The following is a 16,957-nucleotide window of genomic DNA, read 5'->3' as shown; positions in this document are numbered from 1 at the left end:
TTTAATATTTCCCCCGAATGTTAAGCTGCTTTCATTATAGTTGAATCGATTCAACTACAATGCAAACAGAAAGACCTGACGGGCTTTTTAAGCAAATCAGCGGGCATATCTGCATTATGTTACCGGCAAAATCGATTTAGTTACCGGAAGATATCACCGCTATAATCAAATTGTATCAATCCGCTGATTTGCTTAAAAAGTTTAACAATTTATCAGGAGTGATCTGTATGGCCGTAACGAACGTTACCGAACTCAATGAATTAGTTGCCCGCGTGAAGAAAGCTCAGCGCGAGTTTGCCGGTTTCTCCCAGGAACAGGTGGATGCTATCTTCCGGGCGGCGGCACTCGCCGCAGCAGATGCCCGTATTCCGCTGGCAAAACTGGCGGTTGAAGAGTCCGGCATGGGTATTATTGAAGACAAAGTGATCAAAAACCATTTTGCTTCTGAATATATCTATAACGCCTACCGCGATGAGAAAACCTGCGGCATCTTATCGGAAGACCCGACCTTCGGCACTATCACCATCGCAGAGCCTATCGGTATTATCTGCGGTATCGTCCCGACCACTAACCCGACCTCCACCGCGATTTTTAAAGCGCTGATCAGCCTGAAAACCCGTAACGGGATCATTTTCTCCCCGCATCCGCGTGCCAAAAAAGCCACCAACAGAGCCGCTGAGATTGTCCTTAATGCAGCTGTTGCCGCCGGTGCCCCGAAAGATATTATCGGCTGGATCGACGAGCCGTCAGTGGAATTATCCAATGCCCTGATGCATCATGCGGATACCAACCTGATCCTCGCCACCGGCGGGCCGGGCATGGTGAAAGCGGCCTACAGCTCCGGTAAACCGGCCATTGGTGTGGGCGCGGGTAACACCCCTGTCGTGATTGATGAAACCGCCGATATCAAACGCGCGGTGGCCTCTATTCTGATGTCAAAAACCTTCGATAACGGCGTGATTTGCGCATCTGAACAATCTGTTATTGTGGTGGATGATGTGTATGAGCAGGTCAAAGAACGTTTTGAAACCCACGGTGGTTATATTCTGAAAGGCAAAGAGCTGAAAGCCGTTCAGGACATCATTCTGCTCAACGGCGGACTGAATGCGAAAATTGTCGGCCAGTCTGCGGTGAAAATTGCTGAAATGGCCGGTATCGAAGTACCTGCCTGGACCAAAATTCTTATCGGTGCGGTCTCCGTGGTGGATGAAACCGAGCCGTTTGCACACGAAAAACTCTCTCCGCTGTTAGCCATGTACCGCGGCAAAGATTTTGAAGATGCGGTGATAAAAGCGGAAAAACTGGTGGAAATGGGCGGGATCGGCCACACCTCCTGCTTATATACTGATCAGGACAACCAGCCGGCGCGCGTGAAATACTTCGGTGAGAAGATGAAAACCGCACGTATCCTGATTAACACCCCGGCATCACAGGGCGGGATCGGCGACCTGTATAACTTCAAACTGTCTCCGTCACTGACACTGGGTTGCGGCTCCTGGGGGGGTAACTCCATTTCCGAAAACGTCGGGCCGAAACACCTGATCAATACCAAAACCGTGGCAAAACGAGCTGAAAATATGTTGTGGCATAAACTTCCGAAATCTATCTATTTCCGCCGTGGTTCTCTGCCGGTTGCCCTGGAAGAGATCGCCGGTGACGGCGCAAAACGTGCCTTTATCGTAACTGACGGCTATCTGTTTAATAACGGCTATGTGGATGAAGTCACCCGTGTGCTGAAATCCTACGGTATGGAAGTGGAAATTTTCTTTGAAGTGGAAGCTGACCCGACGCTTTCTGTGGTCCGCAAAGGTGCAGAGCAGATGAACAGCTTCAAACCGGACGTGATTATTGCCCTCGGCGGCGGCTCCCCGATGGATGCAGCCAAAATTATGTGGGTGATGTATGAGCATCCGGAAACCCATTTTGAGGAACTGGCACTGCGCTTTATGGATATCCGTAAACGTATCTATAAGTTCCCGAAAATGGGTGTGAAAGCGAAAATGGTTGCTATCACCACCACATCCGGTACCGGCTCTGAAGTGACACCGTTCGCGGTCGTGACAGATGATACCACCGGTCAGAAATACCCGCTGGCGGACTATGCCCTGACCCCGGATATGGCGATTGTTGATGCCAACCTGGTGATGAACATGCCGAAATCCCTGACCGCGTTCGGCGGACTGGATGCGGTCACCCATGCGCTGGAAGCGTATGTATCGGTACTGGCAAACGAATTCTCTGACGGTCAGGCATTGCAGGCGCTGAAACTGCTGAAAGAGTTCTTACCGGCCAGCTATCACGAAGGTGCGAAGAACCCGGTGGCCCGTGAGCGTGTGCATAATGCCGCGACGATTGCCGGTATCGCGTTTGCCAACGCCTTCCTCGGTGTCTGTCACTCCATGGCCCACAAACTGGGTTCAGAGTTCCATATTCCGCACGGTCTGGCTAACGCCCTGCTTATCTGTAACGTCATCCGTTATAACGCGACCGATAACCCGACCAAACAGACTGCGTTCAGCCAGTATGACCGTCCGCAGGCGCGCCGCCGTTACGCGGAGATTGCTGACCATCTGCAGCTGAGTGCTGCCGGTGACCGTACCGCGCAGAAGATTGAAAAACTGCTGATCTGGCTGGACGAAATCAAAGCGTCCCTGGGTATTCCGAAATCTATCCGTGAAGCCGGTGTGCCGGAAGCGGAATTCCTGGCAAAACTGGATAAACTGTCCGAAGATGCCTTTGATGACCAGTGTACCGGTGCAAACCCGCGTTATCCGCTGATTGCAGAATTAAAACAAATTATGCTGGATACCTATTACGGCCGCACCTATGACGAATCGGTGCCTGTTGCGGCACCAAAACCGGTTGCCAGACGAAATGCTAAGAAATAGTCATCAATCCGGTAAATAATAACCGCAAAGCCCTCTCCGGAGGGCTTTTTTATATCTGTCTCATAATAATTATTAAATAATTGTCTTTGTATGAACAATTGTTCACCTTTGTACCTGTTTTCCGGTACAGATGGTTTTTAATATTTCACTTAATACCCGTCATTTTTCCTGCAGAAACTGTTTGCGGTGTTTTTTGATATCGCCGGCAAAACCAGCCGGATATAAAAAAGCCGGACAATGACGTCCGGCACTTTTTGTATAACAGAGACGTTTCCCTGCTTTATGACCGATATTCTGCTGCTTTCGCTTCGCGTATCGCTTCATTGTAATGTTTGCGGCAGACGGATACATATTTTTCATTACCGCCGATGTCAATTTGCGCGCCGTCTGACATCACCCGGCCCTGCCCGTCGTAACGTAAAACACGGCTGGCTTTCCGCCCGCAATAGCAAATAGTTTTTAATTCAACTAATTTATCCGCCCAGGCTAATAAATAATGGCTTCCGCTGAATAACTCACCTTTAAAGTCTGTGCGTAACCCGTAACACAGAACCGGGATATCAATATCATCGACAATATAGCAGAGCTGTTCCACCTGCGCTTTGGTCAGGAACTGGCATTCATCGATTAATACGCAGTGTACGGGCGTCTGCTGATGTTCACGGATAATAACAGTACTCATGTCCGTCTCAGGGCCAAATACCCGTGCATCCGCGCTCAGGCCGATACGTGAGGTGACTTTGCTCTGCTCATAGCGGTTGTCTATCTCTGCGGTAAATATCAGCGTGCGCATGCCGCGTTCATTGTAGTTATAGGATGACTGCAGTAACGCTGTCGATTTTCCCGCATTCATTGCGGAGTAATAAAAATAAAGCTGAGCCACCGGCTCTCTCCCCTTACACATTCAAGATCCGGGACAATACTAACACATTAGTGTTAAAAACAGCGCAATCTGTATTTAACACATGCCGTGATCGCATGCACAATATCCTGATTTCATCGTCCGCGTAAATTCACACCGGTCATGGTTACATACCGGATATTCACTGTTGTTATCGGCTATTCTTCGCTTTATCCTGTTTTTCATTATGCAGGCGCCGAAGAATAACGTTTCTTTACATAAGATAAGGTTGAATATAATTTGTATTCCCCACCTCATTTATGAACATTTTTTATGAAGATGCTGAACATCAACACATTTTCACCCCGTCCCCTTATCAGTTTTAAACGAAAAACCAAAAAGACCCTTATTATTCCTCAGAAATAATTGCTTTTAAAAAAAATGTGTTTTAACCTTACTCCGAAATTTGCTATTGCAGATTTTTAAATAGCAATCTATTATTATCTATACATCAGCCAACATTTAATTTGAGACCAGGATTATGAGTGAATCTTTGAAGCCATTTAATAATATCCGTACTCTTCGCGCTCAGGCGAGAGAATGCAGCTTAGAAATCTTAGAAGAAATGCTTGAGAAGCTCACTGCGGTTGTTGAAGAACGCCGTTCAGAGGAATCTCAGGCTCAGGCAGAAAAGGAAGAGCGTACCCGCAAATTAGAAGAAGTCCGTCAGTTAATTCTGAAGCAGGGTATCAATCCGGAAGAATTAATTCAGTCTATGGCAACCGGCAAAGTGGCAAGCAAATCCAAGCGTGCCCAGCGTCCTGCCAAATACGAATATATCGATGAAAACGGTGAAAATAAAACCTGGACCGGCCAGGGCCGTACACCGGCTGTTATCAAACAGGCTATCGATAACGAAGGTAAATCACTGAACGATTTCTTAATCAAGTAAGCGATAATACCTGACAAAAGGCCCTTCTCTGAAGGGCTTTTTTATGTCTTCCGGACAGCCGGACAGAGAAAAGGAGGCGTTTGCCTCCTTTTTTTATACTTATAACCGCCGCTGTTATTTATTTTTTACCGTGATAAAACGACATATACCAGTCAACAAACTGCTGCACACCGTAATTAACCGGTGTATCCGGTGAGAAACCAATCGTGTTATACAGTTCGGAAGAGTCCGCACAGGTGGATAACACATCTCCATCCTGCATATCCATATAATGTTTATTGGCTTTAATATCCAGTGCTGTTTCAATTGCCTGAATAAAATCACCCAGCCGGGTCGGCTGACCGTTACCGACATTATAAATTTTGTACGGCGCAGAACTGGCGGATTTCAGTCCCTCTTCCACCGTCCAGTCACTGTTTGCTGCCGGAATCACATTCACCAGACGGACCACGGCTTCCGCAATATCACCAACATAGGTGAAATCACGCACCATATTGCCGTGGTTATAAACATCAATCGGTTTTCCGTCCAGCATGGCTTTCACAAACTTAAATAAGGCCATATCCGGACGTCCCCACGGACCGTAAACGGTAAAGAACCGCAGACCGGTCGTCGGCAACTGATAGAGATGTGAATAGCTGTGAGACATGAGTTCATTGGCTTTTTTCGTTGCCGCATACAACGAAACCGGATGATCCACATCATCCTCGGCAGAAAACGGCTGTTTGCGGTTCAGACCGTATACGGAACTGGAGGAGGAGTAAATCAGATGCCCCACGTTATGATGGCGGCACCCTTCCAGAATATTCATATGCCCGAGAATATTCGCGTCAATATACGCCATCGGGTTCTGAATGGAGTACCGCACACCCGGCTGCGCCGCCAGGTGGATCACCCGCTCAAATTGCTGAGCGGTAAACAACTCACTGACCGCCGCTTTTTCCGACAAATCCATTTTAAAGAACTGAAATTGCGGATGCGGTAATAACAGATCAAGACGGGCTTTCTTAAGATTAACATCATAATAGTCATTGAGGTTGTCGGCACCGACAACCTCGTGCCCCTGCTCAAGCAGGCGCTGCGAGACATGATAACCAATAAAACCGGCCGCGCCGGTTACAAGTATTTTCATATTCAGACTCAGATTACCGGATTAATGGAAGCACCACGGCCTATACCATAATAGATAAAGCCGCGATTTTCTAAACGTTCCGGGTCATATAGGTTGCGTCCGTCAAAAATAACCGGGGTTTTCAGGCCGGCTTTGATAGCATCGAAATCCGGCGCACGGAAACTCTGCCACTCCGTACAGATAACCAGAGCATCCGCATTGTGCAGTGCCGCTTCTTTGGTACCCATCAGTGCCAGGTCATCACGCTGTCCGAAAATACGCTGAGCTTCCTGCATCGCTTCCGGGTCATACGCCTGAATTTTGGCACCGGCAGCCCATAATTCCTGTAACAGGATACGGCTGGACGCTTCACGCATATCATCGGTATTCGGTTTAAAGGAAAGACCCCATACCGCGAAGGTTTTGCCTTCCAGATTTTCACCGAAATGGCGTTTGATAAAGGATGGCAGCTTGTATTTCTGCTGCTCGTTCACTTCTTCCACTGCACGCAGAATACGCGGGGTAAAGCCGATATGTTCGGCAGTACGGATCAGCGCCTGTACGTCTTTCGGGAAGCAGGATCCGCCGTAACCGCAGCCGGGATAAATAAAGTGATAACCGATGCGGGAGTCAGAACCGATACCCTGGCGCACATTTTCAATATCCGCGCCCAGCATTTCCGCCAGGTTGGAGATTTCGTTCATAAAGCTGATTTTTGTTGCCAGCATGCAGTTTGCCGCATATTTGGTCAGCTCCGCGCTGCGGATATCCATCACGATCATGCGATCGTGATTGCGGTTAAACGGCTCATACAGTTCGCGGATAATATCGATAACACGATCATTATCACAGCCGATAACAATACGCTCAGGGCGCATGCAGTCAGCAACCGCAGCCCCTTCCTTCAGGAATTCAGGGTTGGACACCACATCATAGGCAATATCCGCACCGCGTTCAGCCAGTGTTGCTTTAATGGTGGCGTTAACTTTATCCGCAGTACCGACCGGAACCGTGGATTTATCGATAACCACTTTGTAGTCCTGCATATGCTGCGCAATCGTGCGGGCAACGGCGGTGACATATTGCAGGTCAGCAGAGCCGTCTTCATCCGGTGGTGTACCAACCGCGATAAATTGCAGTGTGCCGTGTGCCACACCCAGTGCCGCATCCGTGGTGAAGCTTAAACGGCCTTCGTCATAGTTTTTCTTCACCAGCGGGGTCAGACCCGGTTCAAAAATCGGGATAATCCCGTTTTTCAGGTTTTCGACTTTTTTTGCATCCACATCGACACACATAACATCATGGCCGACTTCCGCCAGGACAGTCGCCTGCACCAGACCGACATATCCGATTCCAAATACAGTTACTTTCATAGTTCACCTATTGCGATAATAATTAATTCTGTAATGTTTTCAGCCAGTCTGAAAATTCACGGCCCAGGTGCTTATGACGCATGCTGTATTCGACAAAGGCTTTCATATAGCCCATTTTGTCGCCACAGTCATGGCTGCGGCCTACCAGACGGTACGCCTCCACCGGATTTTTTTCAATCAGCATGGCGATAGCGTCAGTCAGCTGGATCTCATCACCGGCTCCGGGGGCTGTTTTCCCCAGCAGCGGCCAGATATCCTGAGAAAGGACATAGCGGCCGACAATAGCCATATTCGACGGTGCTTTGGCCGGTTCCGGTTTTTCCACCACGGCAAACATCGGTTTACTTTCACCGGCGGCCAGGCTTTCACCGTGGCAATCCACCACACCGTAATTTGCCACCATTTCCTGCGGAACCGGGTCGACCATCACCTGGCTCGCGCCGTGTTCTTCATAACGCGCGATCATTTCTTTCAGGTTGAATTTCGTCAGGTCAGTGCTGTACTCATCAATAATGACGTCCGGCAATACCACGGCGAACGGCTCATCACCAATCATCGGTTTTGCACATAACACCGCGTGGCCGAGCCCTTTGGCGATGCCCTGGCGGGTCTGCATAATGGTGACGTGACGCGGGCAGATTGACTGAACTTCATCCAGCAACTGACGTTTTACACGTTTTTCCAGGATGGCTTCCAGTTCAAAACTGGTATCGAAATGGTTTTCAATGGAGTTTTTTGATGAGTGGGTCACTAAAATAATTTCGGTGATCCCCGCCGCGATACATTCATTTACCACATACTGAATAAGCGGTTTGTCCACCAGAGGCAGCATTTCTTTCGGAATCGCTTTTGTGGCCGGTAACATACGTGTTCCTAATCCTGCAACCGGGATCACAGCCTTGTGTACTTTATTTTTCTGCACTGACATACATCATCCTCAATGCGCATAAACAGAATAAATACGCGATTTATAAAAAATAATGAGACTGAGTATACCAGCTAATTTTCAGGGATAAATACTCTGTGCCGGGTAAATGCGGTTTAGTATTAAGAGATGTTTAATATCTGAACGGGTTGGTAAAGTCCGGTCATTATCCCTGATGCGGTCCGGGGGTCAGACTTAATTTAATCTGACTGCTGCTGTTCCAGATCCGGCATTGCAGATGACGGCTGAATTCGCTTATCTGACTGGAATAAACCGATGAGAGTGTCCCCAGCGGGATCCCCCGGTTAATACGGATCACATGATTATCAGAGCGTAATTCCGCACAGATACCGGCACTGGACAATAACACCGACTTGCGCCGGGTGTGATAATACCCCAGCAGCAGCGGCAGCTGTCCCGGAATACCCGCGTCCTGCAATAAACGGTTCAGCTTATTTAAGATAGCGGTCATGCTCGGTAATTTCCGGTGGTGATTATGAATATAGCGTTTAAGCAAATCGTTAAAGATGACGCGGATTAACATCGCCACCAGCGGGCCATTCCCGGTATTCTGACTGATATCGAGACAATAAAACGCCACTTCATTATCGGAAAATTCTGCCACATCAAATACAAGTCCGGCACGGCAGGTATCGGATAATTGCGCATAACGAATCTGATAATTGGCCAGTACCTGGCTCGGCGGCGGATTCAGCTGTTTTAATAAACGTAAAACATCATCCACATTATGCTGCAATTGTGCCCAGATCCCGGAAAGATCATTATTTTCCAGCACACCCGGTGAAAAAAAGGACGGATACAGGTGAGACAGACATAATTTTTTCACCTCTTCCAGCCTGCTCAGGGGTTTTAACAGAACATCTTTCGCCCCGAGACGCAGGACTTCATCAATATCGGACATTTTTTGTGTCGCGGAGATAACAATCACCGGGATGGCCGGTAAATCCGACTGTGACCGGGCAATAAATTCCGCGCCGGTCATCACCGGCATATTGAGGTCGCAGAAAATCAGCTCCGGCTGAAAGCCCTGTTCTATACATTCCCATGCACGGGCGCCGTCACCGGCAGATAACACCGTGGCACCGAGAAGACGTAAATAAGATGACAGCGCCATATTGAATGCCGGGTCGTCATCGATGACTAACAATCGTTTTCCGTCCAGTGCCTGCTTCATCGCATCTCCTTTCCGCCGGCCTCACAACACAACGTGCGGAACGCCGGTGGTAACGTTGCCCGCGCACTGCTGCTGAGATTAAGGATAGCGCGTGATCGCTATTTCCGGTAGCATCTGATCTCTGTTCCTTACGATTATTTACCCTCAACACATTATTTGATAATTATGTCTCATTTTACAGAAACAGATCCCTGCCCGTGCGGCAGCGGGAATACCTTCGCACAGTGTTGTCAGCCTTATCTTTCCGGCGTGCAGTCCGCACCGGATGCGCGGGCACTGATGCGTTCGCGTTACAGCGCGTTTGTCACCCATAATGCTGATCATCTCATCCGCACCTGGTACCCGCCGGTACGTGCGCAAGCTCTGCGGGCAGAACTGGTTGCCGGGTTCGGTGAAACAGAATGGCTGGGGCTGAATGTGATCGATTTTCAGCCCGGCACCGCGCCGGATGAGGCTTTCGTTGAATTTTGTGCTTGCTTTATTGATAAAAAGTCCGAAGATAAACAATTCATTCACGAACGCTCCCGTTTTCGCCTGACTGACGGTGCCTGGATGTACCTCGATGGCGTTAAACCACAGACCGGACGTAATGATCCCTGCCCCTGCGGCTCCGGAAAAAAATATAAAAAATGCTGTGCCTGACACCGGACAGGCACCTTCTGTAAACAAACATCACCGACATCAGTTATTAAGGATCCGCACCTTCCATGCAACACCAGACGAGCCAGAAAAAAATTCTGCGAACCATTTGCCCTGACGCAAAAGGCCTTATCGCCAAGATCACCAATATTTGTTACAAGCATCAGCTGAATATTGTCCAGAACAATGAATTCGTTGATCACCGTACCGGCCGCTTTTTTATGCGTACCGAGCTGGAAGGAATTTTTAACGATGAAACCCTGCTGGCCGACCTGGATGATGCCCTGCCGAAAGGCTCCACACGTGAATTAACCACCGCCGGGCGCCGCCGCATTGTCATTATGGTGACCAAAGAAGCGCACTGCCTCGGTGATATCCTGATGAAAAGCGCCTACGGCGGTCTGGATGTCGACATCGCGGCGGTTATCGGCAACCACGATGTCCTCTCTCATCTGGTCACGCAGTTCGGTATTCCGTTCCATTATATCAGCCACGAGGGGCTGACCCGTGAACAGCATGATATGCAGATTATTCAACAGATTGATCAGTATCAGCCGGATTATGTGGTGCTGGCAAAATACATGCGTGTGCTGACCCCGGCATTTGTGCAGCACTACCCGAACCGGATTATCAACATTCATCACTCCTTCCTGCCGGCCTTTATCGGCGCACGGCCTTATCATCAGGCATATGAGCGCGGCGTGAAGATTATCGGTGCCACCGCGCACTATGTGAATGATAATCTCGATGAAGGCCCGATCATTCACCAGAGCGTGATAAATGTTGATCACACCTACAGCGCTGATGATATGGTCATGGCCGGACGTGACGTGGAAAAAAATGTGCTCAGCCATGCCCTGGGACGTGTTCTGACACAACGGGTATTTGTTTACGGTAACCGCACTGTCATTTTATAACGGCTTAATTGCCTGAAGTTGCACGGATAACGGGCACTTCGGGCAAAAAAACGGCGAACACACATTTTTTCTCTTTTTTTACTTTACAGCGCCCGCATATTTGCTATTATGCAGCCCGTCCCAAGGCAACCGCTGAACGGACAGACAATTTGATTTTTGGTGGGATACCCAAGCGGCCAAAGGGAGCAGACTGTAAATCTGCCGTCACAGACTTCGAAGGTTCGAATCCTTCTCCCACCACCATCTCTATTCTCTCCTGTTACTTCATATTTTCAATACAATCCATTATTTTGTTCAGCACACTTGCATGTGACTTCGATTTGTACAGATAACAATGATTTTCCGCCTCACTCTGCGATAACGGCAGAAAAATCAGCTCATCACTGTACGGCAGGGTTTTCGGATGCTCATCAATAAAACAGAGATAATCCCCGTCAACCAGCAGATGCAGATAACTGTTCACATTGTCGATCAGGTGCACATGTTCATGTTTACTCTGCTCATCATGCTGCTGCAATAATGTTTTCAGTAACGGGCTTTCATATAACAACGGCTCACATAACCAGACACAGCAGGATAATAATGCCTGTAAATTATTGTCGCAGGCCAGAAACAGTGAACGGCGGCAACAAATCCCGATTTGCCCCTGCGGTAAGTGGCGCAGCAGCATAAAACGCTCACTGATAACCTGCTCAGAGGACAGTATCAGGGTATTCCCCTCAAAATCATTTATTTCATCAATACAATCATAATGGAAACGAAATATATTAATTTGTATACCGGCTTTGAATGCCGCCCGGTACAGCGCACCAATATATTTACTTTTGCCCCAGTCATAAAATATATTCACCTTATTACATATCGTTCCGCTGATATGTTTTTTGGTAATCTCTTTTTCCTGCATATAGAGATCTTTCAAATCATTGTACAACTCCATACCTTCACGAGTCAGGCTCATCCCGAATTTCTCACGTTTAAATAAACGCTTACCCAGGGAGATTTCAAAATCCTTGATGGACTTCGCGACCGGAGGCGTTGTCCTGTTCATTACTTTCGCGGCCTTGCTGAGTGAGCCGTACTCAACAACGGCCATAAAGGCTTCTAACTTCCTTGAAAAAAACATAATGTCGATTCCTGTGCTGTAGTAAATAATCAGTTAAATAATTACTTATTGATATGTAACGACTTTATTTCTGGTGTTTTTTTCTTAAATAAAGAGTTAAAATACGGCTTTCGTTAAAACTCATACAACAATAATAATACAATGTTATATTTTTATTATTCTGTTTTATTAAATCTCATTTTAAATATTAATCCATAAATACAAAAACCTTCCTTCCGATTTTTATCATACCCATTTCATTCCGCTTTACTGAAGGAAGAATAATCATTATTAATGCTGATTATTTTGTCAATTAAAATTAAGACATATTAACCTCTGCCGGGTGTGCCGGTTTTTTATTATTCTGCAGGCGGGTTACTTTTTTTCTGCGATCTGTTACTCTTTTGTTGTTAACTCATCAACCGGTCGGAATGCTATGAAGTTTGTCTCTTTTAACATTAACGGGTTAAGAGCCCGGCCCCACCAGCTGGAAGCGATTATCGCACAGCATCAGCCAGATGTTATCGGCCTCCAGGAAACCAAAGTCCATGACGAGATGTTCCCGCTCGATGACCTGAAACACCTCGGCTACCACATTTTTTATCACGGCCAGAAATCCCATTACGGTGTCGCCCTGCTGACCAAGGCAGAGCCGTTTGCCGTGCGCAAAGGCTTCGCCGGGGACGATGAAGATGCCCAGCGCCGTCTGATTATGGCGGATATTGATACCCCTGCCGGGGTACTGACAGTGATTAACGGGTATTTCCCCCAGGGAGAGAGCCGTGACCACCCGCTGAAATTCCCGGCGAAAACCAAATTCTATCAGGACTTACAGGACTATCTGTCCGGGCGCTCCAATCAGGATCCGATTGTTATTATGGGTGATATGAATATCAGCCCGCAGGATATTGATATCGGAATTGGTGATGCCAACCGTAAACGCTGGCTGAAGACCGGCAAGTGCTCTTTCCTGCCGGAAGAGCGCGAGTGGATGGATCGCCTGCTCAGCTGGGGACTGACAGACACTTACCGCGCCATGTATCCGGATGCAGACGACCGTTTCTCGTGGTTCGATTACCGCTCCCGCGGCTTTGATGACAACCGCGGACTGCGGATTGACCTGATTCTGGCAAGCAATGCACTGGCACCGCGCTGTACCGCCACCGGCATTGATTATGAGATCCGGGGTATGGAAAAACCCTCTGACCACGCGCCGGTCTGGGCTGAATTCGATTTAACCCGCTGATAAAAAATGTCCCGTCAAAGCGGGACATTTTTTATTCTTTTTCCTGTTGCGGTGCTTTTTTCCCGCCGGTTTTCCCTTTGCCCTTCGCGGCTGTTTTGCCTCTGCCTTTCGCGCCGGCCTTCTTCGCCTGCGGCGGTGGTGGTAAATCACGGAAAGCCCGGACATTCCGGTTCTGTCTGGCCTGGTTTATCAACCCGGTCAGTGTTTCAGATAATGGCACCATAAAATCCTGATAACGATACTGTTTTTCACTGATTTGTGTCAATGTGGATTCCCAGTGTGCCGTCATATCCGGTAATGTCGCCATTTCGGGCAGCACATGAATCAGTGCGCGTCCTGCCGGGGATGAATGAATATTCCGCCCTTTTTTGTACAAAAACTCGCGGCGGAACAGCAGCTCGATAATCCCGGCGCGGGTCGCTTCAGTGCCTAATCCGTCAGTTTCACGCAGTACTTTTTTCAGCGCCTTATCTTTCACAAACCGGGCAATCCCGGTCATGGCTGACAGCAGCGTGGCATCGGTAAACGGTCTCGGCGGCTGCGTCTGACGCTCCGCCACTTCACCGCGCTCACACAGGAGTTCATCCCCTTTGGTCAGCACCGGCAGCGGTGTGCCTTCATTTTCCTCGTCACGCTCTTTGGCACCCAGCATGGTCCGCCAGCCCGCCTGAGAGAGGAAACGCGCCTTTGCCACAAATTTACCGTTGGCGATATCGAGCTCGATCACGCATTTGCGGTACTGTGCATCCGGCATAAACTGCATCAGATACTGACGCGCAATCAGTTCATAGATATTGGCCTCATTCTCATTCAGCGACACGGAGACCGATTTTGCGGTCGGAATGATGGCGTGGTGCGCATCCACCTTTTTATCGTCCCAGCAGCGGTTACGCTGTGAATCATCGAGGTTATCCTGCGGCAGCAGATGCGGGGTATGCACAGAAATCGCATTAAGCACACTGTGACGTCCGGCAAAATGCTCTTCCGGCAGATGACGGCTGTCCGAACGGGGATAGGTAATCAGTTTGTGGGTTTCATACAGACGCTGACAGATATCCAGCACTGCCTGGGCGCTCAGCCCGTAGCGTTTGGCGGCCTCAATCTGTAACGCGGACAGTGAAAACGGCAGCGGCGCGATTTCATTTTCCGTTTTGTCCTGAAAATCGGTGACAAACGCCGGTTTGCCGGTGATGCGGCTGACCACATGCTCCGCCAGCGGCCGGTACGTCAGGCGCCCTTCATCATCCTGATAATCCCGGCATGCCTCACTCGGCACCCACATCGCCGTAAAACGTTCATCTGCCGGGGTAACAATATGTGCCCGCACTTCAAAGAAATCACGCGGTACAAAATTCTCAATTTCCTCATCACGACGTACCACCAGTCCGAGCACCGGGGTCTGCACCCGGCCGACTGAAAGTACACCGTTATATCCGGCATTACGGCCGAGAATAGTGTAAGCGCGCGTCATATTGATGCCGTAGAGCCAGTCTGCCCGTGCCCGTGCCAGTGCCGAGACACACAGCGGGATAAAATCACGGTTAAGACGCATTTTATCCACCGCCCGGCTTACCGCCTGCGGGTTAAGGTCATTGACCAGACAGCGCTGTACCTGCTGACGCTTTTCCGGCGCGAGTTCCAGGAAATCCAGAACCTCATCCACCAGCAGCTGCCCTTCGCGATCGGGGTCTCCGGCGTGGATAACTTCGGTTGCGGAACTGAGCAGTGTACCGATAGTACGTAACTGTTTCGCTACCGCATCGCGGGGTCTGAGGATCCATTTCTGCGGGATAATCGGCAGATCAGCCAGGTTCCAGCGGGCATAACGCGGATCATACGCATCCGGCTCCGCCTGCTCCAGCAGGTGGCCGATACACCAGGTCACGCAGTCATTCTGACCGCAGCGGATAAAGCCGTCCCCCCGCTGGTGCGGTTTGGGTAATACATCCGCAATCGCACGGGCGAGGCTCGGCTTTTCGGCAATAAACAAACGCATGCTTATGCAGTGACTTCAATCAGTTTACGGGATGAGTCCGGCTCAGTCAGTTCACCGACCGGGCTTAATGTCAGGCCGTATTTGCGGGCGACAGCCTCCACTTCCTCACGCGCAGCCGGATCAACCGCCAGCAGCAGGCCGCCGGAGGTCTGCGGGTCACACAGCAGTTTACGCTGTACATCGGTCATGTCGCCGATAAGGTGACCGTAGCTGTCAAAGTTACGCTGTGTGCCGCCCGGACAGCAGCCCTGAGCAATATAGTCATACACCCCCGGCAGTACCGGAACAGAATCAGTGCGAATAATAGCCTGTAACCCGGAACCCTGACAGATTTCGCTCAGGTGGCCGAGCAGACCGAAGCCGGTCACATCTGTCATGGCTTTTACGCCGCCGATTTCAGAGAAATCCGCACCGGGCTTGTTGAGCTGACACATGGTGTCACGTGCCAGATTTTTATGTTCCGGACGCAGTTTGCTCTGTTTTTCGGCGGTCGTCAGAATACCGATACCCAGCGGTTTGGTCAGCAGCAGCTCACAGCCTGCGGTCGCACGGTTGTTTTGTTTGACTTTATCTGTCGGGACGATACCGGTGACCGCCAGGCCGAAAATCGGCTCAGGGGCATCAATGGAATGGCCGCCCGCCAGCGAAATACCGGCATCACGGCAGACCGCACGCCCGCCCTCAATCACCTGCTGTGCAATTTCCGGTGCCAGTTTGTCTACCGGCCAGCCGAGGATCGCAATCGCCATAATCGGCCTGCCGCCCATGGCGTAAATATCACTGATGGCATTGGTGGCCGCGATACGGCCAAAATCGTACGGGTCATCCACAATCGGCATAAAGAAATCGGTGGTGCTGATGATGCCGGTACCGTTGCCGATATCATACACCGCCGCATCATCACGGGATTCATTGCCGACCAGCAGATTAGGATCGGTGAATTTTGCCTGCTCACTGTGCAGGATGGTGTCGAGCACTTTCGGGGAAATTTTACAGCCGCAACCCGCGCCGTGACTGTATTGCGTTAAACGCACCGCTTCTGACATGATAGTCTCCTTGTTAACGTCAGTCTGCTCAGAAATACGTGACAAACGGTGTCAGATCCGGTGCCGCCACGTTAGCCGGCGCTTTCAGTGCCGGGGTGCCGAGATACAGAAAGCCGACAATTTTATCGTGCGTTTCACATCCCAGACCTTCCCGTACCACCGGGTCTTTTGTCCACGAACCGGTGCGCCAGATCCCGCCGAAGCCCTGAGCCACAGCGGCCATCTGCATTGCATGGACCGAACAGCCTGCCGCCGCGATCTGTTCCCATTCAGGAACTTTATGTTCCGGCTTCACTTTCGCGATAACCGTGATAATCAGCGGTGCGCGTAATGGCGCATTGCGGGCTTTCTCTTCCGCTTCCGGCCCGAGATCGGCTGTTTTTGCCGCTTTTTCGAGCAGCTGACTGAATTTGGTGATGCCGTCATCACGCATCACGATAAAATGCCAGGGCTGTAACGCGCCATGATCCGGCGCACGCATCCCGGCATTAAGTATATTTTTTAATGCTTCGCCTTCCGGTGCAGGTGTGGTCAGACGAGACGCAGAACGCCGGTTGAGTAATAATGTCAGTGCATCCATCGGTTTTCCCCTTTTTGCAGTTGCTGATAAGCTACCACTTTTTTTACTGTTTTTAAGGATAGATTGCTTAACTGCCGATATTTTCGGCAATGCGTTGTTTTCCGGCTGACAAATCCGGATATCCTCTTTACGATAGCAGGACATCT

The 16,957-nt window shown here is 49.7% G+C and carries 14 protein-coding genes and 1 tRNA gene; 6 read left to right on the top strand and 9 right to left on the bottom strand.

Going from position 1 to position 16,957, the window contains the following annotated elements:
• Positions 1-227: 227 nt before the first annotated feature.
• On the top strand, positions 228-2,888 hold the full coding sequence (gene adhE / locus U868_RS0109530; protein ID WP_025153087.1) for a bifunctional acetaldehyde-CoA/alcohol dehydrogenase: 2,661 nt from the start codon (positions 228-230) through the stop codon (positions 2,886-2,888).
• Between the two features lie 280 nt (positions 2,889-3,168).
• Here the strand turns inward: adhE and U868_RS0109520 are convergent, their stop codons facing one another.
• On the bottom strand, positions 3,169-3,771 hold the full coding sequence (locus U868_RS0109520; RefSeq protein ID WP_025153086.1) for a thymidine kinase: 603 nt from the start codon (positions 3,769-3,771) through the stop codon (positions 3,169-3,171).
• A 499-nt stretch (positions 3,772-4,270) separates the two neighbouring features.
• Here U868_RS0109520 and hns point away from each other — a divergent pair, with 499 nt between their 5' ends.
• Entirely contained in the window at positions 4,271-4,681 is a 411-nt protein-coding gene (hns, locus tag U868_RS0109515; protein WP_025153085.1) for a histone-like nucleoid-structuring protein H-NS, read from the top strand.
• A gap of 118 nt (positions 4,682-4,799) precedes the next feature.
• Here hns and U868_RS0109510 read toward each other — a convergent pair whose 3' ends face one another.
• From U868_RS0109510 to rssB, 4 genes are all read right to left on the bottom strand, one after another.
• Complete coding sequence (locus U868_RS0109510) at positions 4,800-5,813, bottom strand: NAD-dependent epimerase (protein ID WP_025153084.1); 1,014 nt, start codon at positions 5,811-5,813, stop codon at positions 4,800-4,802.
• Positions 5,814-5,821: 8 nt separating this feature from the next.
• A complete protein-coding gene (locus tag U868_RS0109505) occupies positions 5,822-7,165 on the bottom strand; it encodes a UDP-glucose dehydrogenase family protein (protein ID WP_025153083.1) in 1,344 nt (447 codons plus the stop codon).
• A gap of 22 nt (positions 7,166-7,187) precedes the next feature.
• Entirely contained in the window at positions 7,188-8,093 is a 906-nt protein-coding gene (galU, locus tag U868_RS0109500; RefSeq protein ID WP_025153082.1) for a UTP--glucose-1-phosphate uridylyltransferase GalU, read from the bottom strand.
• A 163-nt stretch (positions 8,094-8,256) separates the two neighbouring features.
• Entirely contained in the window at positions 8,257-9,285 is a 1,029-nt protein-coding gene (gene rssB / locus U868_RS0109495) for a two-component system response regulator RssB (protein ID WP_025153081.1), read from the bottom strand.
• 165 nt (positions 9,286-9,450) lie between these two features.
• Between rssB and U868_RS0109490 the strand changes: the two genes are divergently transcribed.
• The 3 genes from U868_RS0109490 (at position 9,451) to U868_RS0109480 (ending at position 11,084) form a co-directional block, all read left to right on the top strand.
• Positions 9,451-9,927 carry a YchJ family metal-binding protein gene (locus U868_RS0109490; RefSeq protein ID WP_025153080.1) on the top strand — a complete coding sequence of 159 codons (477 nt, stop codon included), beginning with the start codon at positions 9,451-9,453 and terminating at the stop codon, positions 9,925-9,927.
• A 65-nt stretch (positions 9,928-9,992) separates the two neighbouring features.
• A complete protein-coding gene (gene purU / locus U868_RS0109485) occupies positions 9,993-10,841 on the top strand; it encodes a formyltetrahydrofolate deformylase (protein ID WP_025153079.1) in 849 nt (282 codons plus the stop codon).
• A gap of 158 nt (positions 10,842-10,999) precedes the next feature.
• A tRNA-Tyr gene (locus U868_RS0109480) sits at positions 11,000-11,084 on the top strand.
• 16 nt (positions 11,085-11,100) lie between these two features.
• On the opposite strand, the gene U868_RS0109475 is transcribed toward U868_RS0109480, so the two are convergent.
• Complete coding sequence (locus U868_RS0109475) at positions 11,101-11,964, bottom strand: helix-turn-helix domain-containing protein (protein WP_025153078.1); 864 nt, start codon at positions 11,962-11,964, stop codon at positions 11,101-11,103.
• 415 nt (positions 11,965-12,379) lie between these two features.
• Between U868_RS0109475 and xthA the strand changes: the two genes are divergently transcribed.
• Positions 12,380-13,189 carry an exodeoxyribonuclease III gene (xthA, locus tag U868_RS0109470; protein ID WP_025153077.1) on the top strand — a complete coding sequence of 270 codons (810 nt, stop codon included), beginning with the start codon at positions 12,380-12,382 and terminating at the stop codon, positions 13,187-13,189.
• A gap of 31 nt (positions 13,190-13,220) precedes the next feature.
• On the opposite strand, the gene U868_RS0109465 is transcribed toward xthA, so the two are convergent.
• From U868_RS0109465 to U868_RS0109455, 3 genes are read right to left on the bottom strand one after another with little or no spacing between them, the layout of a single operon-like run.
• Positions 13,221-15,185 carry a DNA topoisomerase III gene (locus U868_RS0109465; RefSeq protein ID WP_025153076.1) on the bottom strand — a complete coding sequence of 655 codons (1,965 nt, stop codon included), beginning with the start codon at positions 15,183-15,185 and terminating at the stop codon, positions 13,221-13,223.
• Between the two features lie 2 nt (positions 15,186-15,187).
• Positions 15,188-16,231, bottom strand: coding sequence for a selenide, water dikinase SelD (gene selD / locus U868_RS0109460; protein ID WP_025153075.1), 1,044 nt, complete (start codon positions 16,229-16,231; stop codon positions 15,188-15,190).
• 28 nt (positions 16,232-16,259) lie between these two features.
• Positions 16,260-16,811 carry an NAD(P)H nitroreductase gene (locus U868_RS0109455; RefSeq protein ID WP_025153074.1) on the bottom strand — a complete coding sequence of 184 codons (552 nt, stop codon included), beginning with the start codon at positions 16,809-16,811 and terminating at the stop codon, positions 16,260-16,262.
• Positions 16,812-16,957: the final 146 nt, after the last annotated feature.

Source organism: Morganella morganii H1r (assembly GCF_000633515.1).
Lineage (GTDB): Bacteria > Pseudomonadota > Gammaproteobacteria > Enterobacterales > Enterobacteriaceae > Morganella > Morganella morganii_B.
The sequence above is the reverse complement of the archived record's forward strand: the minus strand, read 5'-3'. Positions and strand labels throughout refer to the sequence as shown.

What these genes read in the sequence shown, in the direction of transcription:
- U868_RS0109465 (WP_025153076.1), bottom strand. Translation starts at nt 15,185, where the DNA reads ATGCGTTTGTTTATTGCCGAAAAGCCGAGCCTCGCCCGTGCGATTGCG.
- U868_RS0109490 (WP_025153080.1), top strand. Translation starts at nt 9,451, where the DNA reads ATGTCTCATTTTACAGAAACAGATCCCTGCCCGTGCGGCAGCGGGAAT.
- rssB (WP_025153081.1), bottom strand. Translation starts at nt 9,285, where the DNA reads ATGAAGCAGGCACTGGACGGAAAACGATTGTTAGTCATCGATGACGAC.
- hns (WP_025153085.1), top strand. Translation starts at nt 4,271, where the DNA reads ATGAGTGAATCTTTGAAGCCATTTAATAATATCCGTACTCTTCGCGCT.
- U868_RS0109475 (WP_025153078.1), bottom strand. Translation starts at nt 11,964, where the DNA reads ATGTTTTTTTCAAGGAAGTTAGAAGCCTTTATGGCCGTTGTTGAGTAC.
- galU (WP_025153082.1), bottom strand. Translation starts at nt 8,093, where the DNA reads ATGTCAGTGCAGAAAAATAAAGTACACAAGGCTGTGATCCCGGTTGCA.
- xthA (WP_025153077.1), top strand. Translation starts at nt 12,380, where the DNA reads ATGAAGTTTGTCTCTTTTAACATTAACGGGTTAAGAGCCCGGCCCCAC.
- purU (WP_025153079.1), top strand. Translation starts at nt 9,993, where the DNA reads ATGCAACACCAGACGAGCCAGAAAAAAATTCTGCGAACCATTTGCCCT.
- U868_RS0109455 (WP_025153074.1), bottom strand. Translation starts at nt 16,811, where the DNA reads ATGGATGCACTGACATTATTACTCAACCGGCGTTCTGCGTCTCGTCTG.
- selD (WP_025153075.1), bottom strand. Translation starts at nt 16,231, where the DNA reads ATGTCAGAAGCGGTGCGTTTAACGCAATACAGTCACGGCGCGGGTTGC.
- U868_RS0109510 (WP_025153084.1), bottom strand. Translation starts at nt 5,813, where the DNA reads ATGAAAATACTTGTAACCGGCGCGGCCGGTTTTATTGGTTATCATGTC.
- U868_RS0109505 (WP_025153083.1), bottom strand. Translation starts at nt 7,165, where the DNA reads ATGAAAGTAACTGTATTTGGAATCGGATATGTCGGTCTGGTGCAGGCG.
- adhE (WP_025153087.1), top strand. Translation starts at nt 228, where the DNA reads ATGGCCGTAACGAACGTTACCGAACTCAATGAATTAGTTGCCCGCGTG.